The sequence below is a fragment of the Paenactinomyces guangxiensis genome (assembly GCF_016055185.1).
GTDB lineage: Bacteria > Bacillota > Bacilli > Thermoactinomycetales > Thermoactinomycetaceae > Paenactinomyces > Paenactinomyces guangxiensis.
Window position 1 is genome coordinate 14,616 of sequence record NZ_JAECVR010000002.1, and the last position, 17,489, is coordinate 32,104.

At 45.3% G+C, this 17,489-nt stretch carries 14 protein-coding genes; 8 read left to right on the plus strand and 6 right to left on the minus strand.

The annotated features are described in order from the left end of the window. Positions 1-395 precede the first annotated feature (395 nt). Positions 396-770, minus strand: a complete 375-nt coding sequence (locus tag I8U27_RS03365; protein ID WP_181750611.1) for a tetratricopeptide repeat protein — start codon at positions 768-770, stop codon at positions 396-398. A 51-nt stretch (positions 771-821) separates the two neighbouring features. On the opposite strand from I8U27_RS03365, the gene I8U27_RS03370 reads away from it, so the two are divergent. From I8U27_RS03370 to I8U27_RS03385, 4 genes are all read left to right on the plus strand, one after another. Further along, positions 822-1,109, plus strand: a complete 288-nt coding sequence (locus I8U27_RS03370) for a hypothetical protein (protein ID WP_181750612.1) — start codon at positions 822-824, stop codon at positions 1,107-1,109. Then, the gene (locus I8U27_RS03375) at positions 1,096-1,350 is read left to right on the plus strand and encodes a hypothetical protein (protein ID WP_181750613.1); all 255 of its coding nucleotides are present in this window, start codon (positions 1,096-1,098) and stop codon (positions 1,348-1,350) included. Before I8U27_RS03370 ends, I8U27_RS03375 begins: the two co-directional genes overlap by 14 nt. Positions 1,351-1,483: 133 nt before the next feature. Beyond that, positions 1,484-1,942 (plus strand): NUDIX domain-containing protein, encoded by a 459-nt coding sequence (locus I8U27_RS03380; RefSeq protein WP_181750614.1) that lies wholly within the window; start codon positions 1,484-1,486, stop codon positions 1,940-1,942. 116 nt (positions 1,943-2,058) lie between these two features. After that, positions 2,059-2,493, plus strand: coding sequence for an NUDIX hydrolase (locus I8U27_RS03385; protein ID WP_181750615.1), 435 nt, complete (start codon positions 2,059-2,061; stop codon positions 2,491-2,493). A gap of 329 nt (positions 2,494-2,822) precedes the next feature. Here I8U27_RS03385 and I8U27_RS03390 read toward each other — a convergent pair whose 3' ends face one another. Next, a complete protein-coding gene (locus I8U27_RS03390; protein WP_181750616.1) occupies positions 2,823-3,410 on the minus strand; it encodes a hypothetical protein in 588 nt (195 codons plus the stop codon). 681 nt (positions 3,411-4,091) lie between these two features. On the opposite strand from I8U27_RS03390, the gene I8U27_RS03395 reads away from it, so the two are divergent. Both I8U27_RS03395 and I8U27_RS03400 read left to right on the plus strand, forming a co-directional pair. Continuing rightward, entirely contained in the window at positions 4,092-6,170 is a 2,079-nt protein-coding gene (locus I8U27_RS03395) for a thioredoxin domain-containing protein (RefSeq protein WP_232345225.1), read from the plus strand. Between the two features lie 267 nt (positions 6,171-6,437). Next, the gene (locus I8U27_RS03400; protein WP_181750618.1) at positions 6,438-8,387 is read left to right on the plus strand and encodes a heavy metal translocating P-type ATPase; all 1,950 of its coding nucleotides are present in this window, start codon (positions 6,438-6,440) and stop codon (positions 8,385-8,387) included. Between the two features lie 130 nt (positions 8,388-8,517). On the opposite strand, the gene I8U27_RS03405 is transcribed toward I8U27_RS03400, so the two are convergent. Further along, positions 8,518-8,724: a YhzD family protein gene (locus tag I8U27_RS03405; RefSeq protein ID WP_232345240.1), complete on the minus strand. Its 207-nt coding sequence runs from the start codon at positions 8,722-8,724 to the stop codon at positions 8,518-8,520. Between the two features lie 308 nt (positions 8,725-9,032). Here I8U27_RS03405 and I8U27_RS03410 point away from each other — a divergent pair, with 308 nt between their 5' ends. Next, entirely contained in the window at positions 9,033-10,226 is a 1,194-nt protein-coding gene (locus tag I8U27_RS03410; protein ID WP_181750620.1) for an MFS transporter, read from the plus strand. 96 nt (positions 10,227-10,322) lie between these two features. Here I8U27_RS03410 and I8U27_RS03415 read toward each other — a convergent pair whose 3' ends face one another. Next, positions 10,323-12,026, minus strand: coding sequence for a DUF4179 domain-containing protein (locus tag I8U27_RS03415; RefSeq protein WP_181750621.1), 1,704 nt, complete (start codon positions 12,024-12,026; stop codon positions 10,323-10,325). Continuing rightward, entirely contained in the window at positions 12,010-12,567 is a 558-nt protein-coding gene (locus I8U27_RS03420) for an RNA polymerase sigma factor (RefSeq protein WP_181750622.1), read from the minus strand. Before I8U27_RS03420 ends, I8U27_RS03415 begins: the two co-directional genes overlap by 17 nt. Positions 12,568-12,901: 334 nt before the next feature. On the opposite strand from I8U27_RS03420, the gene I8U27_RS03425 reads away from it, so the two are divergent. Beyond that, complete coding sequence (locus tag I8U27_RS03425; RefSeq protein WP_181750623.1) at positions 12,902-15,550, plus strand: phosphoenolpyruvate synthase; 2,649 nt, start codon at positions 12,902-12,904, stop codon at positions 15,548-15,550. A gap of 55 nt (positions 15,551-15,605) precedes the next feature. Here I8U27_RS03425 and I8U27_RS03430 read toward each other — a convergent pair whose 3' ends face one another. Further along, positions 15,606-17,336, minus strand: a complete 1,731-nt coding sequence (locus I8U27_RS03430; protein ID WP_181750624.1) for a serine hydrolase domain-containing protein — start codon at positions 17,334-17,336, stop codon at positions 15,606-15,608. Positions 17,337-17,489 lie beyond the last annotated feature (153 nt).

The following is a 17,489-nucleotide window of genomic DNA, read 5'->3' on the forward strand; positions in this document are numbered from 1 at the left end:
AAACGGGGAAGTAGATTTCGCAAATAAGAGCCTTCGGCATAAAACCGAAGGCTTGTTTTATTCATACAGTTTACTGATAAAACCATGCAAGATAGGCTGGAGCTTTTTAGATTAGCTCTCTGGAGGATCGGAAACATGAAGTTTGGCGGATTTAATTTGGGATGTTAGTCTCAACATGTTCTCATCCCTCCTTTCGTGTAATCTTATCAAAATACTGACTAATTTATCAACGATGGTATTGAGTTTTTCCGATTTTAGAATAGTATAACAGCAAATGAGTTTAATGATAAGCTTTTCCACTTGAGAAGTAAAGTTATGCTGCTCTGCCGTTTCAAGTCCTTTTTCATAATGATGTTGAGCCTTTTTGTATTTGATTTGTTTAAAGAAGCAGTCCCCTAGTGTGATAACTGCCTCACAATACCCAAGTGCATCATTGTTCTTTTTTCCCAAGCGAATCGCTTCCCGCAATATTCCTCAGACAATTCTATTTTACCGAGAATTAAATATAATTCCCCCATTTGCTTGTATGCTTTGATTAACAAATATTCACCCTTAATTTTATCTTTCAATTTGAGGGATTCTTTAAAACACTTTTCAGCTAAATTCCATCTGCTTGAATACATGTAACTTGTTCCCAAAACAGTCCGAAGGTCACATAGCCTTTCATCGTTTCCTTCGATTCGAGCCAATTGTATTCCTTCAACTGCATATTTTGAAGCCTCTTCATATCTACCCGTTTTAATCAATAATTCAGCTTGTAAATCAGCCATATTGAATTCTACACGATCATGACATTTTATTGAAGTTAGGAGGGATAAAAATTGTCAAAGCTCCCAATCAAAGGTTTGGATCGTTTTGCTAGCCGGTTGTCTGCTTTGCAACCTGAAGAATTGAGGGAAGATGAAGGAGTTGTGAAATGCGTAAGAGTTCATTCAAACCGGCAAGTGAAGGTTGTCCGGATTACAACACCAGAAGGCGGGGAAATACGTATTCCCATGTTATCCCTGGTCCAAGCAGAAACCGAGAAGGGAGTCATGATCTTTTCCGGCAGGGTAGTTGGCAAATGTGCCTTAATGAAGAGGGGGAAAAACTTTGGTGAGAAAAAATAATTTGACCCAAGGTGACGCTGACAACATTAAGAAAGGACAAGCGGTGGGATACGTCGTGTATACCATGGCGAAACTCGGCTATTCCCGGCTTCAGATCGAAGAAGTCACCCGGGAGCTGAAAAACTGTTTCAATATGAAATGCCGAAACTACGTCTTTGATTCCAATCTAACAGCAGGTAGAACCGACCGGAAAAATCTGTTGCCAACCATTGCCGAGCAGAACAACAAAAGGGACGGGTAGAGAAGTTTCTATGGAGATCGGAACCGGGGAATTTAGATATAGAAATTCTCAAAAAAAAGAATCCCAAAAAGGGACTCAGAAAAAATAACACGTTACGTTCATTATATCATTCCCTTAGAAAAAGGAGACGATTATGGGATACACTCAAGGGATTCGCAACTGGCTCGGCCATCAACCGCATCTCCTTGTTGGAGCCCATGTACTTGTCATCAATGGAAAAGATCAGTTGCTTCTGCAACAAGGTGCCGGAGGTTTATGGGAATTACCGGGTGGCCTCTTGATCCGGGGAGAAACATTGGAAGACACCGCCCGCCGTCAAGTGTTTGAACAAACGGGTTTAGTTATTGGTGAACTTGATCTTTTACGTGTTTTCTCTGGAGAAAAATACCGGATCGCAGACGAAGATCAAAAATACATTGTCGCTACCGTCTTCGTGACCCGTGAGATTCTGCGGAAAGTCCAAGGGTATGGAACGGTATTTAAAAAAGTACACTACTTTGATTTCATGGAACTTCCCAAAAACATTGATTTAAGGTTCCAAGATTTTATTCATGAGTACATGAAACAAATGATTCCAAGTTTTTGTTCGTAATAGTTTCCGGGAACTTCAACGATAGCCTCACTCCAAAAGCAATAGACAAAATGAATGATCTGTTAGTAGAATAGGGGATATTTGTTGAAATTTCCGGATAAGGGAGCCATGTGATGATGTCGGAAAACCGTTTTACTGCACCCGTAACCATTCACCTCTTTTTTATTCAAGATGATAGTATCCTTTTGCTGCGTCGCTACAATACCGGGTACGAGGACGGAAATTACTCTGTAGTTGCCGGTCATTTGGATGGCGGAGAAACTGTCAAACAAGCGGCAGTTCGGGAGGCAAAAGAGGAAGCCGGGGTTCAGTTGAAAGAAGAAGACGTGGAAATGGTTGGGGTCATGCACAGAAAAGCAGGTGATGAGCGTGTAGACTTCTTCGCAGTCGTTAGAAACTGGGAAGGAGAGATTCAAAATTTGGAACCGCATAAATGTGATGATCTACGGTTTTTCCCGTTTAACGAACTTCCGGCAAATATGATCCCCTATATACTTCGTGCTGTTAACAACTACAAAGAAGGCAGATGGTTTGACAGCTACGGCTGGTAAGGGGAACAAAAAAGAAACTCTTGGCAATAAATTTTGTTGGGAGTTCCTTTTTTTGATTCGGTTTGGTGGAATGTTTGGAATGGATAAAACAACATATACGCAGATGTTGGGTGAATATCCAAAGCCGCATTTATGAGCCGGAACCTTATTGCGCCAACCGAACTCCCGTTTTCACGAAAATCATCGAACTTATGTGAATTCTATTGATGCTTTACAGCAATCCGTCGAACATGTAGCAAGAGAAAGGAAAAAAGTCGCTTTAAAACCATGTTGGTTATAACAAAAAACCCTTGTGCTCGCATTTTATGAGAACAAGGGTTTTGGTTTATTTATGTATGTGTCAACGCTGAACTATAATAACTTCTCACCTGATTTAATATTTCTTTTGCTTGTTGATCTGCTTCCTGTAAGCCTTCATAATCCAAATAATCAACGCCGAACATGTGTAATTCATCGCTCGGATATTCAGTGGCTTTAATGTTTGCTTGAAAGGGTTGCTTATATCGTTCCCATAACCAAATCACGTTTTCATAAAGGGTTGAAATATGGCTAGAAAAAGAAACCCCGCAGTAGGATATACCTACTTTTTCTTGGCGAAACCGGACAGTCTCTTTTTCAGGATCTTTTTCCTGCCGTTCTAAATGATCTGTATAATATTCAACTGCTTTTGGTGGAAAACCAAGGATTTCACCAAGAACTCGTTCGTATCTGATCGATCCAGGAGCATTTTGTTGTATTTTCCACAAAAACTGTTTTTTTTGGTCATCTGTTTGGAAGAATACTTTAAACCCTGTCTCTGCATCTACTGAGGGATACATATGAAGTTTAGCTAGTGTTTCACTTGTCAGAAAATTTAAGTTTTCATAACAAGCAGGTTTAAACCCTTTTAAGAAACTCTGCCAAGAGTTCATTCCCAATCAGCAACACTCCCAACACAGAAGGATATTTATATTATAACGAAAAAGACCGCAAATAAGCGGTCTCTTCAAAATATTTTATTTGTTTTCTTTCACATTTGAATAATCTTCTCCGCCACAAGTGTCGCAATAGACCAAACCGTTTGAGGTCTCCTTGACGGGGCCAGGGCAACCCGGTTTGAACTGGCAAGTACGAACGAATATCCATCCATTCCTATTCATTCAATACCCTCCAAGTATGTTTAATCAATATAATTATAACACTATTCCGAATTTTATTACACTAGATTCCGGGTATTATATTTGAAAAACAGTAAGATATTTGGAACAGAAATATAAAGATCATTGACTAATGACTGAATGAATATAAAAAAACCAACCAAACAGCCGCTTATAGTTAATGAGAAAGTGATTTGTTAAAAGTCGCCTTTTTCTATTTTATTTTTTGAAAGCCTATAGGATAAAAACCGTTAAGTTAACAAGACTTCCTTCGGTCGATATATGTTTGCTTAATTTAGGTGCTTCGTATCCGGGGTCTTCTTTTTTTGATAATTGACATCATCACAATGTACAAAATGATCATTGACAAAATAGTTTAGAAACGAGACGGTAATACTATCCAGATGAGAAATGAACTTTTTTGCAGTGGACTGGTAAATTAACATGCTGGAGGGGTTTGTGTTGGAAAATGGAAGAAACTCAAACCGGTTGATCAATGAAAAATCCCCTTATCTTCTGCAACACGCCTATGACCCGACAGATTGGTTTCCGTGGGGAGAGGAAGCCTTTGAAAAAGCGAAACAGGAAGATAAGCCCGTTTTTTTGTCGATTGGTTATTCAAGTTGCCACTGGTGTCATGTGATGCACCGGGAATCATTCGCGGACAGCGAGGTAGCCGGTATTTTAAACAAAGATTTTATCTCCATCAAAGTGGACCGCGAGGAACGACCGGATGTGGACCATATTTATATGACGGTTTGCCAGGCGATGACGGGGCAGGGCGGGTGGCCGCTGACCATTATTATGACTCCGGATAAAAAGCCATTCTTTGCCGGTACATATATTCCGAAAGAGGATCGCTACGGGCGGACGGGTTTGGTGAAATTGTTGGGCAGAATCACGGAGTTGTGGAAAACGGAGCGGAGTAAGGCGGATGATGTGAGCAACCGGGTGATTAAAGCGGTTCGGGGTTATCTGAATCCGGTGGGCGAGGGGGAACTGCAGGCCGGTGTGTTAGACCACGCGTTTGAGCAGTTTGCAAGGCAGTTTGACGATGTATACGGCGGGTTTGGGGATGCGCCGAAGTTTCCGCGGCCGCATGATCTGTTTTTCCTGCTGCGCTACTGGAAGCAAACGGGGGAAGAGGAAGCGCTGCATATGGTGACGCACACGCTGGATGCGATGCGGAACGGGGGGATCTATGACCATCTGGGGTACGGGTTTGCCCGTTACTCGGTGGACCGGGAGTGGCTGGTTCCTCATTTTGAGAAGATGCTCTATGATAACGCGCTGCTGGCGATGGCTTATCTGGAGGCATATCAGGCGACGAAAAACGAGGTTTATGCAGAAGTTGCACGGGAGATCTTTACTTATGTGCTGAGGGATATGACTTCCCGCGAAGGCGGCTTCTTTTCGGCAGAGGATGCGGATTCGGAAGGGGTTGAGGGAAAGTTTTACGTCTGGACGCCGGAGCAGATTAAGGAGGTTTTGGGCGAGGAAGAGGGAGAGCTGTTTTGTGCCTGTTACAATGTGACCCCTGAAGGGAACTTTGAAGATCACACCAGCATCTTAAACCAGATTCATGTTTCACTTGAAGAGATTGTGAAAGAACGAAAGATGACAATGGATGATCTCCAGAAAAGGCTGGAGGAATCGAGAAAAAAATTGTTGTCCGCCAGGGAGAAACGGGTTCATCCCGGAAAGGACGATAAGGTGCTCACTTCATGGAACGGATTGATGATTGCGGCGTTTGCCCACGGATTCAGGGTGCTGGGTGAAACGGGATACGGGGAAGCGGCGGCAGAAGCGGTTCAGTTTATCAATGAGAAATTGCGGCGTGAGGATGGGCGTCTGCTGGCGCGTTACCGGGATGGAGAGTCGGCTTATCTCGCCTACTTGGATGATTATGCTTTTCTTGCCTGGGGGTTAATGGAACTGTATGAGGCAACGTTCCGAAAGGAGTACCTGGAACAGGCGATTGATATGTCCAAAGAGATGCTTGAATTGTTTGGTGACCCGGAAGGAAGCGGGTTTTACTTCTATGGCAAGGATGGAGAGGAGTTGTTTGCCCGCCCGAAAGAGATTTACGATGGCGCTACTCCTTCGGGAAACTCGGTAGCGGCGTATAATCTGATTCGGCTGGCAAAGCTGACCACGGATGATCTGTTTATAAAAGAAGCGGACAAACAGTTAAAAGCTTTCGCCCAATCGGTGGCTTCTTCACCCATTTCACATTCGTTTTTCCTGATGGCGGTGCAATTTGCCCTGGGGCCGACCAAAGAGATTGTGATTGCCGGAGAGCCGAACGATGTCCAGACCAAAGAGATGATTCGCCTGGTGCAGCGGGCCTATCTGCCGGATGCCGTGATTGCCATGTATCCGCAGGGGGATGATGTCAACACGATGAAATACTGGATTCCCGATGTGGATGGAAAAACGGGTGCCAGAGAGCCGAAAGCAACCGTATATCTGTGTGAAAACTACGCGTGCCGGGCTCCGATCACTGATGTGGAGGAGCTTAAAAAACAGCTGGGATCATAAATACTCACTCCGAAAACGGAATCAAAAATTTCCTGTCAGAAGCGGAAAAAAATCCGCTTCTTTTTTTGTACAAAGGTGTAGACAATAATCATTTTTAGATTATAATTATTATAAATATGTTTCCTCTAATAAACATAGTTGGCATGAAACAAAAATAAAAATCATTATCAATAATCATTGTGCGGCTCCTGCGGGGGTCGCTTGAACCGTTTTTAGAGGATTAAAAATGATCATTATTATCAATTGAAAAATGGCGGTGAGAGGAATATGAATACATCCATAAGCTTATGGAAGGAAACGGGCGCTGAAAGGAAACAGAAAACGCCGGCAGATCCGAAGGGGAAACGGTTGAATCTCATTCCATTTTTACAGCGCCACGGTGAAATGGCTGCTGCTCTGCTTTGCGGGGTGCTGGTTTTTACGGCCTGGGTGATGGAGGAGCGCTTTCCTGCGGTTGCAGTTCCTCTTTTCCTGATCGCATATGTAAGCGGTGGATATGTGAAGGCCAAAGAAGGGATCACCACTTTGCTGAAAGAGAAAGAATTGGATGTCAATCTGCTCATGTTTCTGGCAGCAATCGGAGCGGCGGGGATCGGATATTGGATGGAAGGCGGAATGTTAATCTTTATCTTTTCACTGAGCGGTGCCCTGGAATCTTATACGCTGGCGAAAAGCGAACGGGATCTGTCCTCTTTGATGGAGATGAAGCCGGAAACAGCGCGTCTTTACAGTGAAACAGGTGAGGAAAGGCTGGTGGCGATCAGTGAACTGCAAGCGGGGAATCTGGTGATTGTCAAACCTGGGGAGCGGATTCCGGCCGACGGGTTCGTGACAGAAGGGATTTCTTCTGTTGATCAGGCAACGATCACAGGTGAACCGCTTCCGGCAGATAAGTCTCCGGGTGATGAGGTATATGCAGGGACGATGAACGGGTCGGGGTCATTGATTGTCGAGGTGACGCGGGCAGGGGAAAACAGTTTATTTTCCAAAATCATTCAAATGATTGAAGCGGCCCGAACCAAGGTTCCCAAAACACAACAACGGATTGAGCGGCTGGAAAAAAGCTATGCCAAATGGATTCTCGGACTCACCCTGCTGATCATGGTTCTGCCTCATTTTTTCCTTGGCTGGAGCTGGCAGGAGTCTCTGTACCGGGCCATGGTCTTTCTGGTGGTTGCCTCCCCCTGTGCCCTGGTCGCCTCAACCATGCCTGTTATTTTATCAGCGATCTCCAACGGGGCACGGAAAGGAATTCTTTTTAAAAGCGGAGTCCAACTGGAAGCATTGGCCGGGATTCAAGTGGTTGCTTTTGATAAAACAGGTACACTCACTGAAGGACGACCGCAGGTAACCGACTGGATAACTTTTGGTGGTTTCAGTGAAAAAAAGTTGCTCCAGGCAGCCGGATCAATTGAAACGTTTTCCGAACACCCCATTGCAAGGGCGATTGTTCAACAGGCAAAGCAGTTAAATCTTTCCCTTTATCACCCCTCGCAACTGCAAGCGATCACGGGCTGGGGAGTTGAGGCAACCTACGGCGGGGAACGATGGAAAATAGGCAAACCCGGCCTGTTCAAAGGACTGGATAACCATCTAATTCAGTCTGAAATTAAAAAAAGGGAGCAAGAGGGTAAAACGGTTGTATTGGTGGAAAAAGCAGGAGCGATCGTCGGATTGATCGCCTTGCGGGATACGATTCGCCCTGAAGCAAGGCGGACCGTTCTGCAACTAAGAAAGATGGGGATTCAAGTGGCAATGCTGACCGGAGATCAGTGCATGACCGCAGAAGCGATTGCCAGAGAGGCGGGGATTGAACTGGTTTACAGTCAGCTTCTTCCGGAAGATAAAGTCAAGGTAATCGAACAATTGGGACAGACGAAAGGCAAAGTGGCCATGATTGGCGACGGAGTCAATGATGCCCCCGCTTTAGCGACAGCCGAGATCGGCATTGCCATGGGGGGAGCGGGCAGTGATGTAGCGTTGGAAACAGCTGATGTGGTTTTGATGAATGATGATCTGGACAAAATCCCTCATTCCATCCAATTGGGCAAACGGATGGGCGCAGTTGTGAAGCAGAATATCTGTTTTGCCCTTTCTGTGATCCTGCTGCTCATCATCGCCAACTTTTCGCAAATGGTTTCTTTGCCGTTCGGGGTGGTTGGACACGAAGGAAGTACCATTTTAGTTATATTAAATGGCTTGCGTTTATTGAGATAATCACAGAAAATCTTCATCCGCTTGCCGCAAATAAGATTTCTCCGCCCGGTTATTCATTGACACTTTCACAGAAAAAAACCTGAGAACATGTGAGATGATTCTCAGGTTTTTTTTATAGGGAGCCCCCGATTTATAAAGCAGCCTTCCCGGTTTTGGGATTGAATTGATGCGGCTTGAAGGAGACTAAGCGTCCGGTGGTATGGAAAATACGGTGCGGCTTCGTTTCATGGCCTTTTTCGGCCAGCCAGGCATATCCGATTTTTTTGGCTTCTTCATCCGTTTGTGCTGAAATCGGCTCATCGAACAATACGGTCCCGTTTTCATCATAAACCGTCATATGATACACAGCGGATCACCTCAATGATCAAAAAGAATTGCAATAATTTTATTATACCCGGTTTGAAAAGGCTTTGGTATTTTGATAATGGATGGACCCCCGCCTGTTTTAGAAGTGAATGTACCCCTAAAGAAAAAGTCAGGAAAGCCTGAAAAGGACTAAAATCCGTTTATTTAATTATTTTATGTGTATTTGATAATCTTTTTTATAAATCATTGATGTAAGTTTATTATTTCGTATTGCTAATATTTCTAAACGGGTCTATAATCTCTCTGGATTTATTTTTGTATGAATAGGTGGCGGCTCAGATGGTGAATACATGGTCAATTCGGCGGTTTCGCATACTGGTGCTTATTGTGAGCGTAACAGGTATGTCACAGGGACTTTTAATTCCTCTGTTAACCACTCTCCTTGAGGAACAGGGGGTCAGTTCAAGCAGTAACGGATTAAGTGCAGCAGCCCTGTATGCGGGGATTTTGGTGATGTCCCCGATCTGCGCACCAGTGGTGAAGCGTATTGGATATAAGAGGTCAATCATAATCGGTTTGTTGATTACAACAGCGGCTGTCATCTTGTTTCCGATGTTTACGGGGATATGGATCTGGAGTTTATTGAGGTTTTGGGTCGGGGTTGGGGATAGTTTGTTGCATTATGCAACCCAGTTATGGATTACCGCAACAGCACCTTTAGACGAGCGGGGGAAACGCATTTCACAGTACGGTTTTTGCTATGGGCTCGGTTTTGGGATCGGTCCTCTTGGCATGAATTTATTAGAACTTGGTTTTATCGTTCCTTTTATGGTTCTGGCCGTGGTTCTCGGCATTACTCTTTATTTTACGCGCCTGCTCGATTCCGGGAGACCGGATTTGGACGGGACGGAAGAAAAGCGCAAGGAGTCAGTAAAGCTTTGGAAAATTTACCGGATCGCACTGATCGCCCTGTGTCCTCCCATTCTGTACGGGCTTTTGGAAACGGCTCTGGCGGGAAATTTTCCCGTCTACGGTTTGCGGGAGGGAATTTCTAAGGCATGGATCTCGGTACTGATTTCGGCGTTTGTGTGGGGAAGTCTCGCTTTCCAGGTTCCTCTGGGGATTCTGGGGGATAAGATCGGGCGAAAAAATATACTTATCATTGCCTGCTTTTTGGGCTCGGTGGGAATGGCGGTTATGCCGCTGCTGGTCTCGAACGTCCTTTTGCTTTTCATCGCTTTTCTGCTGGTCGGGGGTGTGGTCGGATCGCTCTTCTCTCTCGGACTGGCGTATCTCACTGATCTCTTGCCTGCCCGCTATCTGCCTGCCGCAAATGCTGTGGCGTCTGTACACTTTAGTGTCGGAAGTATTCTGGGGCCCTATGTAGGCGGGGTGTTGATCCAGTGGATCGGTGGAAACGCGTTGTTCTATTTTCTTTCCATCGCACTTGCTTCCTTTGTTTTGCTGGCGATCTTTTATCGGGTCTCGGCAGAAACAGCAACTGAGATACAAAAAACATCCATAACCAACTGATTCCCGGGGAATTATTAGATAACAGCAACGACAAAAAGCTGCTGACCTGTCTGAAAAACAGTGATCAGCAGCTTTTCTTCATTCCATTTCCCGTTTTTATTTAAACACGAGAGGTAATTCTTTCTTTACCGGGTGAAACTTGTTCAGCATCACCAATTCTACTTCTACCGGATGATCCAAATTCTTAAGTAAAGGTTTATTCTCTGGCATCTCTTTGCCTGTTTTAATTAACGTGTTAAAATCGGTCTTGGTCCCCGCCATAAAACCATTTTGTTCTTGTCTTTCTTTAAAGCTTCCCATGCCGTGTATTGAATACACTTGGCCACGATCATGAACCGCCCACACTCCGAAGTCATACATTGTGTCCTTAGACAACTTATAGTCAATCTCCACATGTCCAACCGGTTTTTCAACCCATCGGAAAGTATACTCATTCCCTGCCACTTTCAGCACAACCGGCTTCTTCGCCAGTTGTTTCGGATCAATGGTCACTTTTTGTTTGACATACTGAGGCAAGGTATACCCAAATGTGGACAAGGTCAAATGATTTACCTCTTGAAATGGAGAAAATTCATTTTTTACATGCCCATCCTTTTGATACCCGCCGCCAATTTCCTGATAACGCGCTTTGCCCCCGATTTTCTGAGCCCCTGATACAGGCATTCTGGGTGCCATATTTACAATCAGGTTTCCCTGGCGATCCTTCAGTTGATAGTACCATCGTATGTTAAACAGTATTTGTTGCTGGTACGTAATATCCGAGGGAAAGAAACTGTCCGGATTTTCCTTCGGGCCCTGCTGCAGCTTCTGTTGCATATCCTGTGAAAGCACAGAGGTGTAATGGATTTCTGTTTTGCTGGGATAAGTGTTGATCGAGTCCAGTTTCATTTGCACGTCCCCGTTTGGACTGCGTACAATCCCCTGCTTTGGTTTATGTGTTCGCATCATGGCCTTCGCTTTGGTAAAGTCCACTTCAAAGCTGAGCTGCCAATGTCCTGCTGTTTGATCAATGGTCACGGGAATAGACCGTTCAGACGCTTTGCTTCCCAGCTTGTTAAACTCAAAATGAACAGTTACCTTATTTGGAACCGGCTCCGGCAATTTGGAAAAGGCGACAACGCCGCGGATATCTTTTCGATCCTTGGATTCCACATGAAAGACCGGCACATGTGTGCGTGCGATCACAGCCCCTTTCTCGTCGGTCACATAAATCTTGTTCTCTTTATGGATGCTGAAATCATAATCAAGTGAGGCCTGATCTTTTGCACGCTTGATGCCGTATGTGATTGTCATTCGATTTGGATCAGCCATCACCTCGTATACGGTAAGTTGAATTCCTTTGTCCGTAACCGTTTTATTGACCTGCTGTAAAAACCCGTTTTTTGAAGCTTCTTTAAACCCTCGGTCCGCCTCTTTACTGGAAAAGAAGGATAACAGATTTGTCTGCACAAAGTTGGCAAATGCCGGCGATACGGAGTAGGTAACCGTCAAACCCAGGATGAGTGCAGCCGCCAGCCCGGAGATCATCCACCAGGAGCGTTTCCGCCGATTGCTCCTGGTCGCCGCCAGTTCTTGCCGCAGCCGTGTCAATGTCGTTTGTTCAAACGCTTCACCCAGCGGTGGAATTTCCATCTGTGTAAATGCGATGCGAACCCATTCATTCTCCTCTTCAAAGTTGCTCAAAATCTGTTGACAGTTGGGGCAGGTGATGAGATGGGAGCGGAGCATACTTTTTTCTTCCTGTTCCGTTTCCTGGTCCATCAGCGCAAGCCAACGCTCTTCACTAGGACAATTTTTCATTCAGTTCATCCTCCTTCCACCATGTGCGCAATTTTATCCTTGACTGATATAACAAATTCCGTACCTTTGAATGGGTCAGCCCCAGTGCTTCGGCGATTTGCGCATAACTAAAGTTCTCGATCACCCGCAGATACAAAATAGACCGGTGCCTGGCGGGCAATTTTTTTAAAGTTTGTACATAATGATTGAACTGTTCCTTTTTCAATATGGCTTCTTCAGGCGTATCACCGTTGGAAACACATTCTTCCCATGCCGCCGTTTTCATCTTGTTTCTTTTTCGCAATTCATCAATACAGGTATTTGTCGCGATTTTAACAAGCCAGGCCGAAAAAGAGCGGCTTGGCTGGTATGTATGGAGACGATGAAAAGCCTTGATAAACGTCTCTTGTGTTATGTCTTCCGCATCCTGGCGGTTTCCGATCATATGGTAGAGGTGGTAGTAAACCCTGTATTTATAATGCTTCAAGAGCTCTGCATAAGCATCCACATCTCCGTTTTTTGCCTGCTCAATAAGTCTTTGTTCGTCCATGACAGGTTGCATTTTTCGCTTCCCCTCCTTTTTATCTTTATATAACGATGAAAAAGAGCAAAAGTCTTAACGATAAAAAAGAAAGTGAAGGACTTTGCTCTCATTTTTATATTTTTTGCTGTTTTTGTGACTTTGGGCACTTACTCTAATAAACTGTACATCTATTGACCAAATGGTCAATGAGGCTTATAATATATGGCAAAGGTATTGACCATGCAGTCAATGGGGTTTGCAGAATTCTGTATACCCTCGCACTGACACACACTTTCACAAAATTCTCCAAGCAGCAATTTGTGAATGGGGTTATCTCAAACTTCATGCTGTTTTAAAGGGGAAGTGAAATGTTATGAAATACGTTTTGCATTTTGGTGAGATTGATCGCCATACTTTTCCGGCTGTTGGCGGAAAAGGAGCAAACCTGGGGGAGATGTATAAGGCAGGCTTTCCTGTTCCTCCGGGATTTTGTATCACTACATCAGCTTACCGCCATTTTATCAAAGCAAGCAGTGAAATGGAAAAATGGTTAAATTTGCTGAATCAGTTAAAACCGGATCAACTTGATGAAATTAGTTCATTGGGACAGAAAATTCGTGAACATTTACTTACACTTGAGCCGGCTGAACAAATAAAAACATCAATCTTTGATGCTTGGACGGAATCAGGGAAAGATCATGCTTATGCTGTCCGCTCCAGTGCGACAGCTGAAGATTTGCCAACAGCTTCATTTGCAGGCCAGCAGGAAACCTGCCTGAATGTGAAAGGACCTGATCAACTGATTGAAGCTGTTAAAAAATGCTGGGCATCCTTGTTTACAGACCGGGCGATTGTTTATCGTGCCAATCACGGGTTTGATCATCGCTCCGTTTTTTTGGCAGTTGTGGTGCAACAGATGGTGTTTCCGGATGTGTCCGGAATTATGTTTACAGCGGACCCGGTCACAGGACACCGGCGCACGGTTTCCATTGATGCCGGGTTTGGACTGGGTGAGGCCCTCGTTTCCGGGATTGTGACTGCTGATCTATATAAGGTGCGGGATAATCAGATTATCCGGAAGCAAATCGCGAAGAAGGAAAAAGGGATTTTCTCTATTCCTCAGGGTGGAACGGAAATCAGGGAGATTTCGCCTGAACTTCAAACGAAACAAGCTCTGCCTGATCAGAAAATCATGGAGCTGGCAGAGCTTGGCCGCAGAATAGAGAAGCATTATAGTTCGGAACAAGATATTGAATGGTGTCTGGAAGGTGACCGCATTTATATCGTACAAAGCCGTCCCATCACTTCCCTCTACCCGGTTCCGGATGCAAACGGTCGCCGGATTCGGGTATATTATTCTTTCGGCCACAAACAAATGATGACAGACTATATGAAACCGCTTGGAATATCAGTCTGGAAAGCCCTGGTTCCCTTTGACAAACAGATGATCGTTGAGGCGGGCGGCAGAGTGTTCGTGGATTATTCCGCCTTTATGTACAGCAAATTCATCCGGCGAAAGCTTCGTGAGAGTACAATGGCGGATGATGATCTGCTGGCTTTGAAAAAGGCGGTATCAAGCGAAGAATTTCAAAAAAGAGCACCCAAACGAGGCTATAGGAGAGAGATATTCCGCGCATTGAAACCTCTTGTGGGGTTATTTGGCAAATTGATTCCCCGATTGCTCAAAATCATGTACTTTGAAGATCCACACCTGGCCATAGAGCGGGCATATTCCTCATTTGAACAGGAGTTAGACCGCTGCCGGCAAACGGTTTTTCAGAGCTCCGGAGGGAAACGGGTCAGGCTGATACAGGAAATTGCAGAGCGTCAACTGTTATTCGCAACATTGGATTCATTGGCATATACTCTTGCAGGCGGCATTACACTGCCGATCATTGAACGAAAGGTAAAAAAATGGCTGGATGAAGAATTGAGTGCATCCATTCACAAATCCCCACCCGGTAATGTGACAAGTGAAATGGGCCTGATGATCGGAGATTTGGCAGATACAGCAAGAAAATATCCTGATGTGGCGGAATATTTGCAGCATGCGGAAGACAGCACATTTTATGAAGGGTTAAAACAGGTGAACGGCGGGGATGTATTCAAGGCTGAACTGGACCGGTTCATGGAAAAGTATGGCATGCGGGCCCCGGGTGAAATTGATATAACAAGAGTTCGCTGGAAAGAAGCGCCAACCATGCTTGTCCCATCCCTTCTCAGCCACCTGAGAAGCAATGCGCCAAATGAGCACCGGGAAAAATTTAAACAAGGGGAGCAGGAAGCGAATAAGGCGATCCAGGCCTTGTTGGAGAAAGTCAAAACAATACGCGGCGGGGCCAGCAAAGCCAAAAAATGCTCCCGGCTTCTCACTCTGTACCGAAATACGGTGGGAATACGAGAGTTGCCTAAATATATCATCATCCGTTATTTTGATATTTTCCGGGAAGCAATTTTAGAAGAGGCAAACCTTCTTTTTCAACAGAGAGTGATCGAAAATAAAGAAGACGTCTTCTATCTGACGCTGGATGAGCTGGCCGCATTGCTTGACAACCGCTTCAAGGAGGATGTCAAGGAATTGGTTCGCTCCCGGAAGATGTTGGAATCACATTACCGGAAGCTCACCCCTCCTCGTGTGATGACAAGCGATGGAGAAATATTTACAGCAGAAAGAAACAACGGCGAAGCCCCTGCGGGTGCTTTGGTCGGTATCCCTGTATCTGCGGGTGTTACAGAAGGGTATGTCAAAGTTGTTCGCAGATTGGAAGAAGGATCATTGAACAAAGGTGATATATTGGTTGCGCCCTATACCGATCCTGGCTGGACTCCTTTATTCTATTCAGCGAAAGCGCTGGTAACGGAAATAGGGGGAATGATGACCCATGGCTCTGTTGTGGCAAGAGAGTATGGAATTCCTGCTGTTGTCGGTGTGGAGAATGCAACGAAACGATTAAAAGATGGCCAGTATGTCCGTGTTGACGGCACAAAAGGTTTTGTTGAGATATTGGACGGGACAAATTAATTAAACAGTAAAAACTGCGGCAAATGTTTGATTGTCATTTGCCGCAGTTTTTCATTTACCTTCTCTTTTCCCATCCTTCACCGGACCAGGACAGCGGGAGAGTCTCCCCGTTTTCCGTTTTAACTGTCGGGTCTTTAATATACCAGCCTCTGCCGTTGACGGTTGCATCCGTATGGTAACGGAAGCGGAGGTATCTCATTTCGGAGGGGAGGGTGAATGTTTGCCGGGACCATTTGTTGCTATTTCCGGTTAATCTCGGACTGATGGCTGACCAGTTTACCCCATCGGCCGATCCTTCGACCACTCCATAGTCCACCTCAGCTTCAACACGATACCATGTATCAAATGTGAGTGTCAGGTTTTCCGTTTGCATGGGCAGTAGTGCGGTTAAACTCCGGTCCAAATGATCTCCGTATCCTGAGAACCAGGCTGGCCCGTGTCCGGGAATCGCCACGGGGATTGCATCTGCGGTCAATCTCGCCACTTGTCTGCGCACCGGATTGGTGGAAACCGTATTGCGAGTCGGATGAACCCGGTTGGTCAATGTGATGGTAATGCTGGCCTGATCACGGTTGATCACGATGGATGTTCCTGTATATCCGGTATGGCCCATCGCGTTCGGGCTTGCAAGGGCGTCCATATACCAGCCTTGATTCAGCTCCCACCCCAGTCCGTGATCATCTCCGGGGAAGGCCTGGTTTTGGTTTCGTTCCATCAGTTCCACCGTTTCCGGTTTTAAAATGCGGGTGGCTCCGTATTTTCCTTTCATAAGCATCATATGAGCAAAGATCCCCAAATCATGGGCGGTCGAAAAAACTCCGGCATGTCCGGCCACTCCATCCAATGAGGCGGCGTTTTCATCATGTACTTGTCCCCACACCATTCCCCGGTTTGTCCAGGGCTGGTACTCTGTCGCGGCTATGCGCTTTTTTAAGTATGCGGGGGGATTGTACATGGTATCTTTCATTCCTAACGGGTCCGTAATATTTTCTTTTACAAAGGCGTCAAGCCGTTTTCCGGATAGCCTTTCCACAAGAACACCGAGGGTAATCATATTTAAGTCGCTATATTCGTAAGTGGTGCCCGGATGATATTTCAGGGGGTAAGTCAATACCGTTTGCAGGCGGTCTTCGCGATTGCTGCCCATCGTATACAGGGGAATCCAGGAGGTAAAGCCGGAAGTATGGGTCATCAACTGGCGAATCGTTACCTTCTCTTTGCCGTTTTGGGCAAATTCAGGTATGTATTTGGCAACAGGATCATCCAGCTGAAATTTTCCCTGTTCATATAGTTTCATCGCTGCTGTAGAGGTAAAGATTTTGCTGATCGAAGCCAGGTCAAAGATTGTATCTTTCTTCATGGGAACGGGTTTGTCCATCGGGGTAAATTCGTCATCCTGATACCGGGCGGAATAACCATATGCCTGGTGTTTCACAATGGCTCCACGGCGAGCGATAAACACGACGGCACCTGGCATCATCTTATTTTGAATCGATTCCTCTATAAAAGGGTCAATCGCTTTCAACGGGCCTCGATCCATCCCCGCAGAACGGGGGGTACCCGGATGGAGAATCGGACTTGACGGAAGCGGGCGGTCCCATGAAGATGGAGGAGTTTTTAGTTCATGACCGGAGTGCAAGCCCTTCATGGTTGCTTTTTCCTCCTTCTTCTCGATGGTGTGGCCGGGTGCAGCCTTTGTTCCATCTGCCCAGACTTGAACAGGGGTGAGAAGACTCGGAATCAATACCAGGGTGAGCGGCAGACGCCAACGATTCACTTTTCGCATTTCCAATCCTCCAATTCTTTATTTATAAGACTATTTTACCAAATAGACGGAATCATTTTTATATTTATGTAGTTTGTTTTTCACCGTATAATTGCAATATTTATGCATGTTTTAAAAAAATCAAGCCGGGGGTGATGCTGCAGGCTTGATTTT